Source organism: Sporosarcina sp. E16_3, assembly GCF_017347125.1.
Taxonomy (GTDB): Bacteria; Bacillota; Bacilli; order Bacillales_A; family Planococcaceae; genus Sporosarcina.
The window spans coordinates 43,574-62,693 of the sequence record NZ_JADPRX010000007.1; the positions used below are offsets into that span (position 1 = coordinate 43,574).

Here is a 19,120-nt window from a genome sequence, read left to right on the forward strand (position 1 = left end):
TGGAAGACGATTTATTTCTCGTCTTCCAGGTTTCCCAATTCTGCAGTTACATTCTACTTTCTATTTCTTTCCATGCTTCGTCCATACCAATTCCCTTTTCAGATGAAAAGACAATCAACGCATCGTATGGTCGCATTGCAAGTGTTTCACGAACTACTTTTTTATGCTTTTCCCATTTCCCTTTTGGAATCTTATCCGCTTTCGTCGCAATGATGATTGCAGGCATATTATTCTCTACAAGGAAATCGTACATAGCACAATCATCTGCACTTGGAGCATGGCGTAAATCAACAATTAGAATGACAGCACGAAGTGGTTCACGTTCAGTCATGTATTGTTGAATGAATTTCCCCCATGTTTCACGAGATGACTTCGCTACTTTCGCGTAGCCGTATCCCGGTACGTCGACGAAGAATACTTGCTCTTCGATTTTATAAAAGTTTAATGTTTGTGTCTTACCTGGCTTCGAAGAAGTTCGGGCAAGGCTTTTTCTACCAATCATCTTGTTTATGAAAGATGATTTACCGACGTTGGACCGGCCAGCTAATGCAAATTCCGGATACCCTTCTGACGGATATTGGTCGGGTCGTACAGCACTCATTATCATTTCTACGTTATGGACTTTCATTTGGAAGTCTCCTCCAATGCAATTTCGAGGACCTCTTCTGCGTCAGAAACAAGTTTAAATGTCAGTTCCTCTCGGACGCTTTCTGGAATATCTTCGATGTCGTGCTCATTGTCTTTTGGCAAGATAATCGTCGTCAAGCCAGCTCGATGTGCACTTAATGTTTTTTCTTTCACGCCACCAATCGGTAAAACTCTACCGCGCAGTGTAATTTCACCAGTCATCCCGACTTCACGGCGTACTGGCCGTTTCGTCAATGCAGAGACCAGTGCTGTAGCAATCGTCACACCAGCTGATGGACCATCTTTAGGAATTGCGCCTTCAGGTACGTGGATATGAATATCACACTTTTCATGGAAGTCCGGATCAATACCGAATTCCACCGTTTTTGAACGCACATAGGACAATGCAGTTTGTGCAGACTCTTTCATAACGTCTCCAAGTTTACCCGTCAGGATAAGTTTACCTTTTCCTGGCGATAAAGAAACCTCTATCTGCAATGTATCTCCACCAACTTGCGTATAAGCAAGTCCTGTCGCCACACCTATTTGGTTCACTGTTTCTGCTTGGCCGTACCTGTATTTCTTCTTACCGACAAGTGATTCCAGTGTTCGTGGACTAACCGTGATACTTTTCTTCTCACCCGTGACAATCAGTTTTGCAGCTTTACGGCAAATACCTGCAATTTGTCGTTCTAGGCCACGTACACCTGCTTCACGCGTATAATACCTTACAATGTCCTGAATCGCTGGATCATTGATGCGCACTTGCGACTTCGTCAACCCATGCTCTTTCAACTGTTTCGGTATCAAGTGATTTTTCGCGATAGAGCGCTTCTCAATTTCTGTGTAACCGGCAATTGAGATGATTTCCATGCGGTCACGAAGCGGTCCAGGAACAGCACTTAAATCATTGGCGGTTGCAATGAACAAGACATTCGAAAGGTTATAAGGTTCCTCGATGTAATGATCACTGAATTTATTGTTTTGTTCGGGGTCAAGTACCTCAAGCATCGCGGACGATGGATCCCCCCTAAAGTCATTCGACATCTTATCGATTTCATCCAGTAGGAACACAGGGTTAATCTTACCAGCTTTCTTCATCGCCTGTATAATTCGCCCTGGCATCGCACCGACGTAAGTCCGTCTGTGACCGCGAATTTCCGACTCATCGCGGACTCCACCAAGTGAGATTCGAACAAATTTCCTGCCAAGAGATTCTGCAATAGATCTGGCTAAAGATGTTTTCCCAACACCAGGTGGACCTTCCAGACAAAGAATGGGTCCCCGTAATGAATTCGTTAACTGACGAACTGCCAGATATTCTAGAATACGTTCTTTAACAGCTTCTAATCCATCGTGGTCGCGATTTAAGATTTCTTCCGAGCGACTAATGTCGAGCTGGTCTTTTGACGCATCGGACCACGGCAACGTTACGAGCCACTCGATATAATTGCGGATGATTCCACTTTCAGCTGCAGCGGATGGTAGTTTTTCATATCTGTCAAGCTCACGCAAAGCAGTTTCCTTAACCCCTCCCGGCATTCCGGAACTTTCAATCTGCTTCGTCAAGTCTATAACTTCCAGACCTTTACCGTCTTTATCACCCAGTTCAGTCTGAATTGCCTTCATCTGCTCACGCAAATAAAACTCTTTTTGCGTTCGCTCCATGGCTTCCCTGACACGTTCATTAATTTTCTTTTCAAGGTTAAGCACTTCTTGTTCATTATAAAGTCTACTCATAAGCCATTCAAGGCGTTCATTGACATTTTTTATTTCAAGCACTTCTTGCTTTGCAACCAATTTAAGCGGTAAATGAGAAGCAATCGTATCTGCCAGTCTTCCAGGTTCTATAATTGAGGCTACAGAATCATATGTTTCTTCTGTCACTTTTTTCGAGATTTTTGAGTACTTTTTGAAATATGTAAGTAGCGTTCTCATTAGCGCTTCTGATTCTGCATCAATTTCCTCATCGTCTGGATAACTGATTACTTTAACCACGGGATAAAGATCCGCTTCCTCATAATCCGACCATTCTGCACGTTCAATTCCTTCGATAAGTATGCGATACGTCCCGTTTGGTAATTGCGTCATCGATTTAACAAACGCCAATGTCCCCACTGCATACAGATCCTCAGGTTCTGGATTTTCTATGTTTATATCTTTCTGCGTAGCAAGAAAAATAAGGTTATCTTGTGCGATTGCGTGTTCAATGGCAAATACGGAGCGCTCTCTTCCAACATCAATATGTAAAATCATCGTAGGGTATACGAGCAGCCCACGAAGCGGCAACAATGGTATATTGTTCAATTTATTTGTTGACATGCGGAAGTCACCTCCATCAATTATGTATATCCAACTTTCAGGTTAATCAAAGGTTTAAAAAAAGCTGACATCCGAAGAGCGCATTTTCACACGCGTCATCGGAGTCAGCTTCATCCTTCAGGCGTTACGCCGAGTCTTTCTCATTATCCAGACGAACCCGGGTACCATCTGCTGTTAAAAGAATTGGATTTGATTGCCCCAAGACGGAGTCTTTAGTAATGATACACTCAGTCACTTCTTCAAGAGAAGGCAGTTCATACATTACGTCGAGCATGATATTCTCGATAATTGAACGCAGACCACGAGCACCTGTTTTTCGTGTGATTGCCTCCTTTGCAATTTCAAGCAAGGCATCATCTTCGAATCGCAGTGCAACATTGTCGAGTCCAAACATTTTCTGGTATTGTTTCACAATTGCATTTTTCGGAAGCGTCAAAATCTGATACAGCGTATCTTCGCTTAACTGTTCCAAACTTGCAAGAACAGGTAAACGACCTACGAATTCTGGTATCAAACCAAAACGTTGAAGATCTTCCGGAATCAGTTTAGCAAGGTAAGACTCCTCTTCAATAACCAAGTTCGGCTCAGCACCGAAACCAATTACTTTTTGCCCGATACGACGTTTAATAATTTCTTCGATTCCGTCGAATGCTCCCCCAACAATAAAGAGAATATTCGTCGTGTCGATTTGGATAAATTCTTGATGAGGATGTTTACGTCCGCCTTGTGGTGGCACGCTCGCAACTGTTCCTTCAAGAATTTTAAGAAGTGCCTGTTGGACGCCTTCCCCTGATACGTCACGTGTAATGGACGCATTTTCGGATTTACGCGCGACTTTATCGATTTCATCAATATAGATGATCCCTTTTTCCGCACGCTCCACATCATAATCTGCAGCCTGAATCAGTTTCAGTAAAATATTTTCTACGTCTTCTCCAACATATCCCGCTTCCGTCAAAGAAGTAGCATCCGCAATTGCGAAAGGTACGTCGAGGATTCTAGCAAGTGTTTGAGCAAGTAATGTTTTACCGCTCCCTGTTGGACCGATTAAAACAATATTGGATTTCGATAGCTCGACATCATCAATCTTACTGTTTGAATTAACACGTTTATAGTGATTATAGACAGCAACTGAAAGTGATTTCTTTGCACGGTCCTGTCCAATAAGGTATTCATCGAGTATGCTTTGTATTTCTTTTGGCTTAGGAACGTCTTTAAGCTCGAAACCTTCTTCAAGTCCGACTTCCTCTTCAACGATTTCAGCACAAAGTTCAACACATTCATCACAAATATAGACGCCTTGACCAGCGACTAACTTACGAACCTGTTCCTGGGATTTCCCGCAAAAAGAACAGTTCAAGTTATCTTTTTCATCGTTAAATTTGAACATTATGCTCACCCCTATTCAAGTGACAATCTTACAAGATTCCCCGATTTTTATCAACTAATTAGAATTCTTCCCTATTCAAGAAGGTTGTTCTATGTCTTTCTATGAAAAACAAGGTACGGTATTCCGTACCTTGTCCTTATTTCACGTTATTATTCAGTAATCTTTGCGTTTTCAACAAGGAATTCAACCGTTTTATTGAAACGAAGGTCGTTTTCAAGAATTGCAGTTCCACCAAGTGTTGCTTTGATTTGCTCAACATCCATACCGAATTGCGCGGACATTTTTTCTAGTTCTGCATTCATGTCTGCTTCTTCAACTACGATGTTTTCAGCTTTACCAATCGCTTCAAGTACTAGTGAAACACGAACACGGTTTTGTGCATCGTCTTTCATTTGTGCGCGAAGTGCCGCTTCATCTTGTCCAGAGAACTGGAAGTAAAGCTCAAGGTTCATACCTTGTGATTGAAGACGTTGTCCGAACTCTTCCATCATACGTTCGATTTCAGAATTGATCATTACGTCAGGAATTTCGACTTCCATATTTTTCGCAGCTGCTTCAACAAGATCGTCACGCAGGGCTACTTCAGATGCCGATTTTTTCTCTTCCAAAGTAGCTTCTTTCAGCTTCGAACGCAATGCTTCAAGACTTTCTACTTCTTCGTCAATTTCTTTTGCAAGTTCGTCATCTAGTGCTGGAATTTCTTTTGATTTGATTTCATGAAGTTTCACTTTGAAAATCGCTGGTTTACCTGCAAGTTCTGCTGCATGGTATTCTTCAGGGAAATTCACTTCGACGTCTTTTTCTTCGCCATTTTTCATGCCAATCAATTGCTCTTCGAATCCTGGGATAAATGAACCTGAACCGATTTCAAGGTCGTACCCCTCAGATTTTCCACCATCGAAAAGTTCTCCATCAACAGAACCTTCGAAATCGATTTTCACTGTGTCGCCATTTTCAACTGCGCCGTCTTCTTTAATAGCTAATTCAGCGAATTTTTGTTGACGCTCTTTCAGTTGCTCTTCGATTTCTTCGTCAGTAACTGTTGTTTCCTGACGTGTTACTTCAAGGCCTTTGTATTCGCCAAGTTTCACTTCTGGTTTCAATGTAACAACCGCTTTGAAGATAAGTTCTTTCCCTTTTTCCATTTGCTCGATGTCGATTTCAGGACGATCGATTGGTTCAACGCCTGCTTCGTCAAGAGCATTTGAATAAGCATCTGGAAGGATGAAATCAAGTGCTTCATTGTAAAGTGATTCTACGCCATACATTTTTTCAAACATCTGACGTGGCATTTTCCCTTTACGGAATCCTGGTGCTTGTATTGTTTTCACAACTTTCTTGAATGCTTTATCAAGACCCGCCGTTACTACTTCTGCGGGCACTTCTACTGTTAGAATCCCTGTGTTTCCTTCTTGCTTTTCCCATTTAACTGACATAATTAATTACCTCCGAATCGTTTTGGCCAATATCTTTTGTTACGTATATACTCCATTGACAACCATTTCAGTATATCATAGTCTCTTCATCTTTCAACAGATTTCGCACTTTGTTAAAGGTCCGAATCGTTGTCAATCTGCTGAATAAGTAAGTTCAGTGCTGTCTGAGGTAACTGCTCACCGGAAAACAGACTTTCTATGTAGTTTACATAGGCTGTTGCGACTTCTTCTGCTTGATACGTCCCCCAGCCGAAAGGGAATGCAGTAATTGCAAATTTCTCAATGAGACCTTGCGCCATTTCCAATCTAGATGGATCCTGCAATAACCGACGATCCACTTCTTCAAGAACTTGTTTCGTTAAATCATCTTGCCCAGGTAATGTCATAACTGCTGGAACAACACACTTCTTCCAGCCAAATTTCTGCACTGTTAGTTCATCAGAGTGCCCTGTTTGATGCAGTAGCGTCAATGCGAACGTAATGGCTAGCGGTGCTACATCGTCCCGCACTACAATTTTCTCAAGTAAAGGGACTAAGTCAGTTAGGTCACTACCCTCAAGCGAAGCCAGCGCATACTGTTGTGCTAATGCATCCATCTTCATGAATTCTTCCAGCGTGAATAATTCCATTCGATAGCTGGTCTCATCTTGTGCATAGCGATCAGACAATCGACCATTCAATTCCCGCAGATAATTAAATTTGTTCAGCATATCAGGCGGAACGATTCCTTCATCAATTAGCGCATCAATTGTCATTTCAACTTCATCGTACTCCTGCAGTTGAATGCTAATTGTCAAATATAGCTCCATTGCATCGACGTAATCGGCGGTTCCGCTATGAAGGAGCCTTGCTGCAATTTCTTTTGCACGTTGAAAGTCTTTTGTTTCGTAAAGGGCAACAGCGTATGGTGCCAGAAATTCCGGATTGTCAGGTTCATATACAATCGCCTGGTCAAATGCTTCCACCGCTAGTTCATAGTTCTCCTGTTCAACGGCTACATGGCCATTTTCAACAAGCTTTTCAAATGTTCCTGGAAAGACGATAACATTTTCTGTTTTCCTGAGTCTTCCGTATTTCTTTCTCAATACGCACACCTTCTTTCATCATTTCTCACTATATCACAGCGATTTCTGTTTTAACATTGATAGTTGGTCGATCAGGTAAAAAAAGTCGGTTGGCTATCTCGTAAAACAGTAAAGCGTCACCCGTCTGAAACTCGGATGACGCTTTCACAAGGATTTGGATCACTTTTGTTGACTATGATGAAATAAAGAATGCCATTGAATTCGCTTCGGCGCTCGGGGATGCCTCCCGTAAGGCGCCTACGCTAGTTCAAATACTTACTTCCGTACCAGTTACTAATATCATGTGATATCGTAACGCCTAAATCATTGTGATTACTGTGCTAGTCCCTCTGATTTCATTACTTCATCCACTTTAGCCATAAGTGCTTCTTCATCCTCGCCATCAGCGATTACTTTAATATCGGCTCCAGCTGATATTCCCAGCGACATAACACCCATAATCGATTTCAAGTTCACTGTCTTGTCCATGTATGCAAGTTTCACATCTGACGTAAATGGTGTTACTGCTGATACCAATACGGATGATGGACGTGCGTGTAGTCCTTCGTTGCTAGTAACTTTGTAATTTTTCTCAATCATTTTAAACTCTCCCTTTTGATTAATTAGTCTATTAAAACTTAATTCGCTTGCCGTAAGTAGCAATCATTTGCTCATTATGTGCAGAGCTCCCATCCAAATTTGCGCTTTTAAATACTGGAGGTTCTATACCACTTTCAATCATCATACCAATCACACGACTGAATGTCGCATGAAGAAGCATATTCCCAATGACACTTGAAGCCGGAGCGTAAGGCGTTCCCTTCGATATCAGAAGTCCGTCCCCTACCGGTACATGCGTATCCAAAACAGCTTCCGCTACATCTTCAAGTCGATTTCCTGAATGGTGTTTAGACGGCTGTTCAGACGCACTGTAGTAGAGAGACTGGAGAGAAACAACATAAGCCCCAGACTCTTTTGCAATGTACGCTACATCTATTGGTACCACATTTCGTCCTGAAGTTGAAATAATAATAACTACATCTTCAGGACAAATATCTAGCTGACCCACAAATGTTTGGGTAAATTCAGGGTCTTTTTCATTCGCAGATGCCTGGGAAGCCCCATTATGAAGCATTAGCTGCTCGACAATAATAGGACGTACAGGTACTAAACCGCCCGCACGAAAAAACGGCTCCTCCGCGATTAAGTGAGAATGACCTGAACCGAATAACTGAACAATACCACCAAGCGAAAGGCGTTTTGTCATCTCTGCCGCAATTTTTTCAACAGATTGCTGTTCTTCATGAATAACTTTTTTCATCAACGATTCGATTTCCTTGAAATACGCATTCATACTATCATCTCCGAATCTCACTGATAAATTTATAACGATCTGCCCGATATGTACTTCGAACAATTTCAATCGGAACATCGTTCGTTAAATAACTGATTCGTTCTATCATCAAAACTGCTGAAGGCATACATATTTGAAGGAACTCTGCATCTTCCTTGTTCACTAGCACAGCTTCCATGCGTTGCGAGGCATGGCTAATTATCAGTCGTTTATCCTTTTCAATAAACGAATAAAGTGATCCTTCTATGTTATTCAATTCTAGATCCGGGACGAGCTTGACTGGAAGATACGACCTTTCAATCGCCATCGGTTTATCGTCCGCATACCTAATTCGCTTAACGATGAATACTTCCTCGCCCTTAGCCAACTGTAACTCTTGCGCAATATCTATTTCAGGTATCTTTTTTTCAAAACTAACAAGTTTATTACTAGGTTTCATCCCACGTGACAGCATATCTTCTGTAAAGCTTGTAAGGCTAAGAGGCTGTTCAATCTTGGGCGTCGCCACATATGTACCACGTCCCTTTTCACGATAAAGGAGCCCCTCATTTACTAGATTCGTAATGGATTGGCGAACAGTCATCCGACTTACGCCAAACGTATCCGTCAGTTCCCGTTCGGAAGGGATTGCCATACCAATTACAAACCCTCCCTGCAGAATTTGACTTTTCAAATAATCCTCGATTTGGGCATACATGGGTACCGGTGACTGTTTATCTAGCATAGTACTCACTTCCCTTATGATTTAACCAATTCATATGCATCCCGGTCTACAATAAGTGTAACATTATCGTGATTCCATAAAATTGATGCCGGAAAACTTTCATTCACATCTTTACTTAACAATGTTTTCACAGCTTCTGCTTTATTTTTTCCGGCTGCCATTAAAATAATTTTCTTGCTTTTCAATATCGATTTGATACCCATTGTAATCGCGTATGTTGGAACTTCATCAATCGAAGGAAAGAAGCGTGCGTTGCTTTCTCGGGTAGATGCAACAAGTTCCACGACATGTGTCAGACTTTTTGAATCTGTTCCTGGTTCATTAAAACCGATATGCCCATTTTTACCAATGCCCAATATTTGCAGATCAATAGGCCCTACACTATCAATCACTTGTTCATAACGGAGACATTCTTCTTCTGCCGTATCAAATGTCCCATCTGGAATATACGTATTTTCAGTTGAAATATCAATCTTATCAAATAAGTTAACAGACATAAATGTCCGGTAACTTTCCGGATGTTCTTTTTCTAGACCAAGGTATTCATCTAGATTAATAGTGCACACATTTTTATACGCTATTCCACGTAATGTAACGCCTTCAACCAATCGTTCATAGAGCCCTAGTGGCGTAGATCCTGTTGCAAGTCCAAGTACTGAGTGATCATTTTCAAGAATTTGTGCTTCTACCAATTGTGTCGCCTTTTCACTTACTTCATCATAATTATCGCATACGATTACCTTCATCCCATTACCTCCTTAGTATAAGCAATGTTTCCCCTACAGATAGTCATCTGGACATTCCAGTCCCCATCGATGATTGTAAGATCCGCATCTTTCCCAGGCTCAATTCTTCCTTTATTAGAAAGACCGAGTTGATCAGCGGCATTTGTTGAAGTCATTGCAACAAGTTCAGCGAGTGTGCAATTTGTAATCGACTTCATATTTTTCGCCGCATTTTCCATCGTTAAGATACTTCCCGCAAGTGTGCCATCAGGCAACCGTGCATCCTTATTCGTTACCTCTACATCCTGCCCGCCTAAATCATACGTTCCAGGAGGGAGTCCTTTTGCACGCATTGCATCCGTGATAAGAATGATTCGATTTGGACCCTTTTGACGATAAGCGAGTTCAACCGATTTTGGATGACTATGAATGCAATCGACGATAATTTCAACCGTCATAGAATCCTCTAAAAAGGCGGCTCCAACAACCCCTGGTTCCCGATGATGAAAAGGACTCATTTGATTGTATAAATGAGTCACATGAGTAGCCCCCACTTCAACCGCACTACGAACGACATCCGATGTTGCATCCGTATGCCCAAGTGATGCAATCACACCACTCGCCGTCAGCTCTTCTATGAACACAAGACCGTTTTCCACCTCAGGGGCAATAGTTACTATTTTAATGCGGTTACCACTCAGCTCTTGCCACTGTTCAAAAATGTCAAAGGACGGTGTCTTAATATGTTCAATCGGTTGTGCACCTGCCCGTATAGATGAAATAAAGGGACCTTCCAAATGAACTCCTACCATTTCGGCTTGCCTTTCATCCGCATTGAATGAACTTGCATTATGTAACGCCCCCGCTATCGCTTCATCCGACTGCGTCATTGTTGTTGCTAAAAAACTTGTCGTCCCTTCACGGGGAAGTGCGCTGGCCAAACCATTTAATGCTTCCGGCGTCGCATCCATTACATCAAAACCTGACGAACCATGAATGTGAACGTCAATAAATCCAGGCACAACAATCCAATCCTTACCCGTGGCATCGATTCGTATATCTGCAACTTTATTTATAGCAGTAGCAACTTCTATAATTTCGCCATTTTCTATATAAATGTCTCCAGATATACTGTCTTTTTTTGGATCGGTAATTGTAATATTTGAAATCAACAGTGTTTTCATCAAATTCCTCATCCCTTTTGAGTATCCTACTATAAATTAAAATAAATAATCCATTCAAACTCGCTGTGGCGCTAGGGGATGCCTCCCGCCCTAAGCCGAGCAGTTCCGCCGCCAGTCTTAGGGCTCCGGCTATCCCTGTTAAGGCACCTTCGCTCGGTTTGTATAAGCGTTCATGCGTTCAACATATACAGTATTCTCAATTTTCACTATACACTTAGTTGGTATAGTTGTCTATACCAGTTTAGAAATCTGGAAAAATCAATTGCATGTGCTCGTTCGACTGGTTAATCCTAAGGGAATTGTTTTTCCTATGACAAAAAAGTAGTGCAAACCAATCGCTTTGGTCCGCACTACTACGGGTATATTTATGATTATGTCCCTAACAAACTGCTCATACGGTCATATCAATTGTTCCATTTTCTATGATAATAATAAATCGTCACCAGCACAATGAATTCCGATGTCGGTATTGCGAGCCAGACGCCCGTTAATCCAAATAGCCGTGGCATAATAGCAAGCAAAATCAGCAAAATGACAATTTCCCTTGCTGCGGTAATCCACGTTGCCATACGGATCTGTCCGATGGATTGATAATACGTCATCATGACAAAGTTTGTACCCATGAAAAGATACCCGATAAAGAATAATTTAATACCCGGAATAGCAAGCGCCATCACTTCCCCTGGGAAATCGCCGAACATACTCGCAATTGGTGCAGCTGCAAATTGACCGACGAGTAGGAAGAAGATGCCCGCCCCGAACGCTGTCCCAATCGCCATTCGAACAGTCTTTTTCATCTTGACTTCACTTCCAGCGCCACGGTAATAGCTAATCAGCGGTTGAATCGCCGCCCCCATTCCTAAAAACAACAGCAGCATGACACTGTGAACATAATTCAATATCGTAAAAGCAGACACTCCGGCGGTTCCAGCGAGGTATTCAAACGTGATATTATGTGAGATTGTAAAGACCGAAAACCCGACTTCCGCAAGAAAACTTGGAAATCCAATTACTAATATTAGCAGGAAAAGCTTTCGGTTAAACTTAAAGCGCACTAAACGCAAATTACTTTTCTTTCTAAAAAAATGCGTGCTCAATATGACAAGTCCGACAAATGCTCCAATAACTGTTGCCGCAGCAGCACCCTCTACACCATAATCAAGAACGAATAAAAATACATAATTTAAGCCGATATTGACGACTGCCGTAGCAACAAGTGCAATCATTGACAAATTTGGTCCACCGTCATTTCGCACTAAAATACTGAATGTGTTTTCTACAGTGAAGATGAATCCAAACAGCAACATGACCTTCATATAGCCTGCAGTGTACTCAAACGTATCGGCATTCGCGCCTAACAAATACGCAAGTTCCGTCCTAAACAGAAAAGCAATAAGCCCAATCATTATTGTCAAAATAAATATAGCAACAATGGCATGTGAAAAAATAACACGTGCCTCATCGGGCCGTTTAGCACCCATCTTTGCGGAATAACGGGTCGCTGCACCGATTCCAATCCACAGTGACATCGCGACAAAAATTGTATAAACGGGCGCTGCAATACCTACCCCAGCAAGAGCGACTGGGCCTAAACGATTGCCGACCATAATTCCGTCGACCACAATATTGATAGCCATCAGTAGCATCCCAACCATCGACGGGATTAAATACCTCACAAAGGATTTCCCAACAGACTCCGTATCTAAACGATTTATTACTTGTTCCTTTTTCATTACCAATTCAATTCCTTATCTTTTATCGTTTCATAAAACATGAAAACGATTTTAGTTTTTATAGTTTCTTCAATCAAAAAAATAGACTGGCAATTGAAATGCCAGTAAGCTCAACTTTAATTTCCCTTTACCATACCTGTTAATAACACATCCACAATCGTCCCGTACGCTTCCGCAACAGAAATACTATGTTCTAAAAAAAACTGTCGATCGAGCGTTGCATTCGAAGCCTCGATAATCAGTTTCATCAGCAAATCGATATTCCGATCTACAATGACACCCGCTCGAATCCCTTCTTCAAGAAGCCCCTTAAGATCATCCCACTGATGCAGCTCACGATTCACTCGTTCCCACTGTTCAGGATAGGTCCGTTTTAATTGATTCAAAATCCGGAGATCGTAAAACTCATTGTATTTTGGCATGACGACAATCGCCTTACGAATTTTTTCTAACAGTGTGAGTTCAGGATTGTCAATGATACGACGTGTTTGTTCATCGAACTCAACGAGCGTCATATCAATAATTGAATCAAGGATGTCTACCTTAGAAGAGTAATTTTCATATAACGTCCGCTTGCTAATTCCAAGACGCCTTGCTAAATCATCCATCGTAAACTTAATGCCATTATTTCGCGTTTCTTCAATAAATGCATTGATGATTCTTGTTTTCAAATTTTGACCTCCCAAAAAACTAAAAATCCGAATGTGGTTTTATTAGTTTCATTATACAACGTCTATGCGATGAATGTCCACGGAGGTAGGATGTCAGGTTTTTAACGATAAAACCAAAAGACATTATAACTTTTTCACCATTAACTTTTCATTATTACTATCCACTTCACCAGTGAACTGAAAGGAAAATTTCTGATACAAGTGAAGTGCTCCTTTGTTATCGGCAATGATGCTTAAATAGATTTCATTACAACTATACTCTTGCTCTAACCGTTGAATTAATGCGCTTAACATGATGCTTCCTAAACCAAGACCCTGATGGTTAGAATCGATTAAAAATCGATCCAACCACACTCGACCATTTTCTCCTTCTTCCGGAAAAAATCCATACATAGCAAAACCAACTAAACTCTTTTCCCAATAAAGTCCTACTGGTTTAAAGTTGCTGCATGCCTTTGCCTCATCTAAACATTGTTGCGGCGTTTCAATAAAAGACTGTTGCTCTTCATTTATACGCAATTTTAAAATATCGTTTATATTGTCTTTCGTAACTTCATTTATAATTACTGTCATCATTTTACTGTTAGCTACTCCTTCTATTGAACCTGCTTTAGCACTAAGGGATGCCTAAAGCCCCGAAAACCACAAAACTATAAAACCAATTACAGTTTTACTGGTTTTATTGTACACCATTTGCGCGGTGAATGTCTATCGAGTCGGATTGTAAAGGATAAAATGACAATAATACACGTCTGTTTATTAACCATTTATTCACACAAGGTACTGGTGAGAAGGGCTTGATATCCTCCATTTTCACTGGACCATTTCTGGCTCGCTTTCGGCGAAATATTCATGACAGTTTTACCGAGGGCATGTGCGGCTAGAATCGACTTCGTCACTTCTAGCCTCACTTTTTTCGGTCATCCTGTTGGAAATAATTGCCTGTCGCTTCCCTACAATGTTCAAGTGAAAAATGCAGTTGCTTTAGATGAAGAGAATAGAAGACTTTCTATAAAGATTGTAAGTCCCCGAAGATACAATTTCGGGCACTCTAGTACTTTGTACAATGTGTTCCTTGCTTACTTTTAGCAAAGAGTATGCATCTAGTCATGTGATGTCTTATAGAAAGTGACACTTCTTTAAAAGTAAAATAGAAAATACCATAGAGAAAACATCAGCCGCCAAAATTGTATCTTTGGCGGCTTTTATCCAGATAAGGAGCCAACTATTCTTTCGCTCCAAAAAGCTTTAGCATTTCGTGTACTTATGACTTTGGAAAGCGTCGGATGAACGACCACCATTCGATTACCCAAAAAGATCTATAGGTAATGGTATAGGAATCATTTAATCCATAGCGATTCAACGCAACTGTACTCGGATAGCCTAGTGTTTGATTAAGTTATTTACTGATTGTTTTTGGTTAATCAACACATGTGATTTCATAACATTGTCAGTAATGAACCACCGATAGCCCCTGTAATCACAATAATCCAAGGAGGAAGCTTCCAATAGGTAAGCATACTAAACAAAAGTGCCGCTAAAGCAAAATCAACAGGTGCTATAATTGAACTCGTCCAAATAGGGAAATAAAAGGCAGATATTAATATTCCAATAACTGCTGCATTTACGCCCATGATTGCCCCTTTAACTTTAGGATTGCTTCGTATACTATCCCAAAAAGGGAGTGCGCCGAGAATAAGCAGGAATGCTGGTAGAAATACTGCAAACGTAGCTACTAAACCACCTTGCCAACCCTTCATAACTGTTCCTAAATAAGCAGCAAACGTAAATAAAGGTCCTGGTACCGCTTGTGTAGCACCGTAACCTGCTAAGAATGATTCTTCGCTTATCCATCCAGTTGGTACAAATTCCTGTTCTAATAAAGGTAAAACGACATGACCGCCACCAAAAACTAAAGCACCCGAGCGATAAAAACTATCGAACATAGCTACCCAGTAAGATCCAGTTACTTCCCTGATGACGGGTAGCAGAAAGAGTAAACCGAAAAATAGCAGTAAACAGAACACTGATACACGCTTAGAAATTGGAAATTCCGAACTCTTTTCATCATTTCCCTTGTGTTCCTTGAACAGAAGGAACCCCGCGAATGCAGCGAGTAAAATGACGCCTACTTGAGTAAAAGCCGTTTGCAAAAATAAAGTACCTATTAACGCGAAAAGGGCAATGGATTTCCTTGTTAAATCTGGCGTCAAATTTTTAGCCATTCCGATAATTGCATGTGCAACTACCGCAACTGCTACAATTTTCAAGCCATGTATCCATCCAGCATTTCCTACGTCGAGCCCCGTGAGCAACAAGGCAAATAAAATAAGTGCAATAACTGAAGGCATTGTGAACCCAATGAAGGATATAATCCCACCCAAAACACCCGCCCGCATAACACCTATTCCAATACCTACTTGGCTACTAGCTGGACCAGGTAGGAACTGTGCCAAAGCAACTAAATCCGCATAACTTTTTTCATCCATCCATTTTCTTCTTCGTACATATTCTTCATGAAAATACCCCAAATGAGCTGTTGGCCCGCCAAAAGAGGTCAATCCAAGTCGTGCTGAGACTAAAAATAGTTCTAAAAGTGATTTGAATCCCCTATTTGATTTAGCTTTTTTCATATTAACTCCTCTTCTTCAGTCTGTTATTCCTTGGAAAAGCTCAATTTCCTTTTTTCTTGCTTCAATTCAGAACTATGTTCTCTGGGCTCTTTCAACAAGACAAATATACCATTTCAACTAATACATTCAAGCGTTTTTACACACTCTTAACATGTTTTCACGATTACTTTTAGCCAAAGCCACGTTCAGCATCATGTGATTCCCTATAGATCAAGATATCTTAGTAATGGTATAGGCGTCGTTCAATCCATGCTTTGCACATTTATAATATCAGCTACCCGTATTATTTCTGTACCGAACGGAATTTTAAGTACAATGCACATCCTTTTCAAATCAATATCTTCAACTATTCCATGGTATTGAGTAATTCGCCCACTACCCCATGTTTTAATTAGCGTTTCACATTGCCTCTTATACGCTAATTCAAGCTCTTCTTGAATCGATTGAAGATCCCACTCATTTAGTTCTGGTCTTTCAGTATAATTATCCTGATCCACCCATTTTCGTAGCTCCCTTACATGCTCCGACAGCATCATCGCTGTCCATTTAATATTTCCTCGGTCTCTAATCATAATACCCCTCCTATCCTTGATGACCGCCGACTAATGTAGACCGCTTAATAGCTGTTCCTGCATCAGTAAGCGACACTGCCCTTAATATAGCGGTGGTGCCATACCGGCTACGAATAGTATCCATTGTTGTACCCAATTTTCGAACTTGCCATTTTTTCGTGTCAAATAAACTTAATTGCATTGAACGCTCATCTTCTAACTTCGTAATCGAAACGGATACTTGCCGAACGGCTTGACCGTTATAGTTTTCATCCAACAATTCTTTGCAAACGTCGTACATTTTCATCGTGTCATTTGTTGCCTCTTCAATAGTACGAGAACGACGGAATCCACCTCCGAAAGCGTTTTTACTATATCCGATACCGAGGGATACCGTGCGTCCGGCCTTGTATTCTTCTCTTACCCTTCTGGCGATATCCTCGCATATCTCTAAAAGGACCACGTTTACTTCTTCCCGCAAATTATAATCACGCATAAGAATTTGACTCTTTCCATAACTAACCTGACCTTCAAGGATTGGGGCACCCATCTCGGAGAGGTCTATCCCCCATGCATGGTGGAATAACTGGTTGCCCATTACTCCAAATTTCTTCTCTAGACTTTTCAAGTCGGCATGAGCCAAGTCACCAATCGAAAATATCCCTATATTGTTCAGATTTTTTTCCGTTTGACGACCAATCCCCCACATTTTACTTAATGGAGAAACTGGCCATAGTTTCTCCGGTACATCCTCAAAGGTCCATTTCGCAAAACCTGTATTCTTTGCTTCTAAATCGAGTGCTAGCTTTGCCATTAACATGTTTGGTCCCATACCAGCCGTTGAAGGTAAGCCTAGCGTCGCAACTATTTCTTGTTGAATAACTTTAACAGTTTGCGCTGGATCGCCCCATAACTTTTCGGTGCCAGTTAGATCAATAAAGCTTTCATCAACACTGTAGACATGAATCGCTTCAGCCGGAACGTATTTATGAAGTAGGCGAGTAATAGCCATCGACATTTCGAGAAAATAGCTCATTTTCGGATTGAATAGCCTGATGTCAGGATGCTGTGGTATTTCATACATACGTGTACCTGTTTTTACACGAAATCGCTTTTTCATTGGAGGCGATGCTGCAAGCACAACAGATCCTTTTCTTTCAAGATTTCCAACGACCGCAATCGGCACCTTTTGAACATCTAAATTATGCAATGAAGCCATACAACTAGCGTAAAAACTCACCATATCAATACAAGCGATATTTCGGTTTGGAAATTTACCGTAATCCATCATATAACAATCCGCTCTTTTGAAGTAATGGGAACGAGTGCAAGTATATTGTCGATTTTAAATGTACGATTGGATTTTCGTAAATAGCAATAAGCCCTAAATGAGACATCCCCTACTTGTAGTATTTTAATGCTTCGCTTGCTTATTGCACCGTCTTTCGCCATGTATATCATATCTAATACGTGATTCCATTCCATTGACTTTATCAACTCAATACGCACATTCGTTCCCTCCTCTTGTAATCAGTATACAGAATAGATGTTCGTATTACAACGACAAATAAACACTTAACAAGAGTTACCAAAAGTGGTCTCTTTGTTAAGTGTTGGGCATCCGATTTACTCCGATATTGCTTCATACACATCTTTAAATGAATGAAACCCATCGAAAATCACCGTACTATCTAGATTGTATTCATTTACAGCAATTGGTGTAAGTAACACAGAAGGAACTTCAATTTTTCCATTATTAACTTTCTGTTCAGCAGACACCTTCTCACCTTTTGCCATCGCAACTGCTAATTTCGCCATTTCTTGTGTGAGCATTTTGATTGGCTTATAGACTGTCATCGTTTGTGTTCCAGTAACAATACGCTGCACTCCTGCCAAATCCGCATCCTGTCCTGCAACTGGCACTTGACCTGCAAGCCCTGCAGCGGCAAGTGCTTGAATTGCACCACCTGCTGTGGCATCATTCGCAGCAATCACTGCATCGATCTGCTTGTTCGTTGTCCGAAGAGCTTCTTCCATATTGGCCTGTGCATTCATCGGAGTCCAATCCTCCGTCCACTGATCGTAGATAATCTTAATATCACCTCGTTCAATATATGGACGCAGTACAGTGAACACACCTTTTTTCAATAAATGTGCATTGTTATCGGTAATCGCACCACCAATAATGACGTAATTCCCCTTCGGTACGAGAGCGGTGATGGCTTTCGCCTGCATTTCACCCACTTGTTCATTATCAAAAGAAACATACAAATCGAGATTCGCATTTTTGACGAGTCTGTCATAGGCAATTACTTGGATACCTGCAAGATGCGCCTTGTGTACAATCGCAGCTGTTGCCTCAGCATTATGTGGGACGATTACCAAGAGGTCGATTCCGCTTTGAATAAGCGCCTCTGCCTGGGATATCTGAAGCGCATCATCTCCATTGGCGGCGACAATCTCAATTTCTGCTCCTAGTGCTTCGACCGCCTCCTTAAACAAATCACGGTCTCTTAGCCATCGTTCTTCAAGTAATGTATCCATCGAAAATCCAATACGGATTGGGCTGTCGATTTTACTAAGAGGTATTATTTCTTCTGACTTAACGGGTTCCAATGTCTGCTTCGGCGCAGCTATACAAGCAACTAGCAGCAAAGTCATCCCCAAAAACCACACGACTATAGCCAGTTGTTTCATCCACTTCAC

At 41.2% G+C, this 19,120-nt stretch carries 18 protein-coding genes; all 18 read right to left on the reverse strand.

The window, feature by feature from the left end; genetic code table 11:
- Nucleotides 1-46: 46 nt before the first annotated feature.
- The 18 genes from yihA to xylF all read right to left on the reverse strand — a co-directional run bounded on the left by yihA (nt 47) and on the right by xylF (nt 19,120).
- Complete coding sequence (gene yihA, locus I2483_RS06740; protein ID WP_186668497.1) at nt 47-628, reverse strand: ribosome biogenesis GTP-binding protein YihA/YsxC; 582 nt, start codon at nt 626-628, stop codon at nt 47-49.
- Nucleotides 625-2,949 carry an endopeptidase La gene (gene lon / locus I2483_RS06745; protein WP_207174709.1) on the reverse strand — a complete coding sequence of 775 codons (2,325 nt, stop codon included), beginning with the start codon at nt 2,947-2,949 and terminating at the stop codon, nt 625-627. Before lon ends, yihA begins: the two co-directional genes overlap by 4 nt.
- A 124-nt stretch (nt 2,950-3,073) precedes the next feature.
- A complete protein-coding gene (gene clpX / locus I2483_RS06750; RefSeq protein WP_207174711.1) occupies nt 3,074-4,339 on the reverse strand; it encodes an ATP-dependent protease ATP-binding subunit ClpX in 1,266 nt (421 codons plus the stop codon).
- 149 nt (nt 4,340-4,488) lie between these two features.
- Nucleotides 4,489-5,775, reverse strand: coding sequence for a trigger factor (tig, locus tag I2483_RS06755; protein ID WP_207174713.1), 1,287 nt, complete (start codon nt 5,773-5,775; stop codon nt 4,489-4,491).
- Between the two features lie 113 nt (nt 5,776-5,888).
- Complete coding sequence (locus I2483_RS06760; RefSeq protein ID WP_207174715.1) at nt 5,889-6,860, reverse strand: tetratricopeptide repeat protein; 972 nt, start codon at nt 6,858-6,860, stop codon at nt 5,889-5,891.
- Nucleotides 6,861-7,172: 312 nt separating this feature from the next.
- Complete coding sequence (locus I2483_RS06765) at nt 7,173-7,439, reverse strand: phosphocarrier protein HPr (protein ID WP_218624884.1); 267 nt, start codon at nt 7,437-7,439, stop codon at nt 7,173-7,175.
- A gap of 31 nt (nt 7,440-7,470) precedes the next feature.
- On the reverse strand, nt 7,471-8,193 hold the full coding sequence (locus I2483_RS06770; RefSeq protein WP_207174717.1) for a sugar isomerase domain-containing protein: 723 nt from the start codon (nt 8,191-8,193) through the stop codon (nt 7,471-7,473).
- A 4-nt stretch (nt 8,194-8,197) separates the two neighbouring features.
- A complete protein-coding gene (locus I2483_RS06775) occupies nt 8,198-8,917 on the reverse strand; it encodes a GntR family transcriptional regulator (protein ID WP_207174719.1) in 720 nt (239 codons plus the stop codon).
- A 14-nt stretch (nt 8,918-8,931) separates the two neighbouring features.
- Nucleotides 8,932-9,663 carry a glucosamine-6-phosphate deaminase gene (gene nagB, locus I2483_RS06780; RefSeq protein WP_207174721.1) on the reverse strand — a complete coding sequence of 244 codons (732 nt, stop codon included), beginning with the start codon at nt 9,661-9,663 and terminating at the stop codon, nt 8,932-8,934.
- Complete coding sequence (gene nagA, locus I2483_RS06785) at nt 9,660-10,826, reverse strand: N-acetylglucosamine-6-phosphate deacetylase (RefSeq protein ID WP_346267705.1); 1,167 nt, start codon at nt 10,824-10,826, stop codon at nt 9,660-9,662. Before nagA ends, nagB begins: the two co-directional genes overlap by 4 nt.
- Before the next feature lie 404 nt (nt 10,827-11,230).
- Entirely contained in the window at nt 11,231-12,559 is a 1,329-nt protein-coding gene (locus tag I2483_RS06790; protein ID WP_207174725.1) for an MATE family efflux transporter, read from the reverse strand.
- A 116-nt stretch (nt 12,560-12,675) separates the two neighbouring features.
- On the reverse strand, nt 12,676-13,230 hold the full coding sequence (locus I2483_RS06795; protein ID WP_207174727.1) for a TetR/AcrR family transcriptional regulator: 555 nt from the start codon (nt 13,228-13,230) through the stop codon (nt 12,676-12,678).
- Nucleotides 13,231-13,353: 123 nt separating this feature from the next.
- A complete protein-coding gene (locus tag I2483_RS06800) occupies nt 13,354-13,803 on the reverse strand; it encodes a GNAT family N-acetyltransferase (RefSeq protein WP_207174810.1) in 450 nt (149 codons plus the stop codon).
- A gap of 866 nt (nt 13,804-14,669) precedes the next feature.
- Nucleotides 14,670-15,863 carry a chromate efflux transporter gene (gene chrA / locus I2483_RS06805; protein ID WP_207174729.1) on the reverse strand — a complete coding sequence of 398 codons (1,194 nt, stop codon included), beginning with the start codon at nt 15,861-15,863 and terminating at the stop codon, nt 14,670-14,672.
- Nucleotides 15,864-16,105: 242 nt separating this feature from the next.
- Nucleotides 16,106-16,435 (reverse strand): YolD-like family protein, encoded by a 330-nt coding sequence (locus tag I2483_RS06810; protein WP_207174731.1) that lies wholly within the window; start codon nt 16,433-16,435, stop codon nt 16,106-16,108.
- 10 nt (nt 16,436-16,445) lie between these two features.
- The gene (locus I2483_RS06815) at nt 16,446-17,702 is read right to left on the reverse strand and encodes a Y-family DNA polymerase (protein WP_207174812.1); all 1,257 of its coding nucleotides are present in this window, start codon (nt 17,700-17,702) and stop codon (nt 16,446-16,448) included.
- On the reverse strand, nt 17,702-17,923 hold the full coding sequence (locus I2483_RS06820) for a transcriptional regulator (RefSeq protein ID WP_186668469.1): 222 nt from the start codon (nt 17,921-17,923) through the stop codon (nt 17,702-17,704). Before I2483_RS06820 ends, I2483_RS06815 begins: the two co-directional genes overlap by 1 nt.
- 117 nt (nt 17,924-18,040) lie before the next feature.
- The gene (xylF, locus tag I2483_RS06825; RefSeq protein WP_481886319.1) at nt 18,041-19,120 is read right to left on the reverse strand and encodes a D-xylose ABC transporter substrate-binding protein; all 1,080 of its coding nucleotides are present in this window, start codon (nt 19,118-19,120) and stop codon (nt 18,041-18,043) included.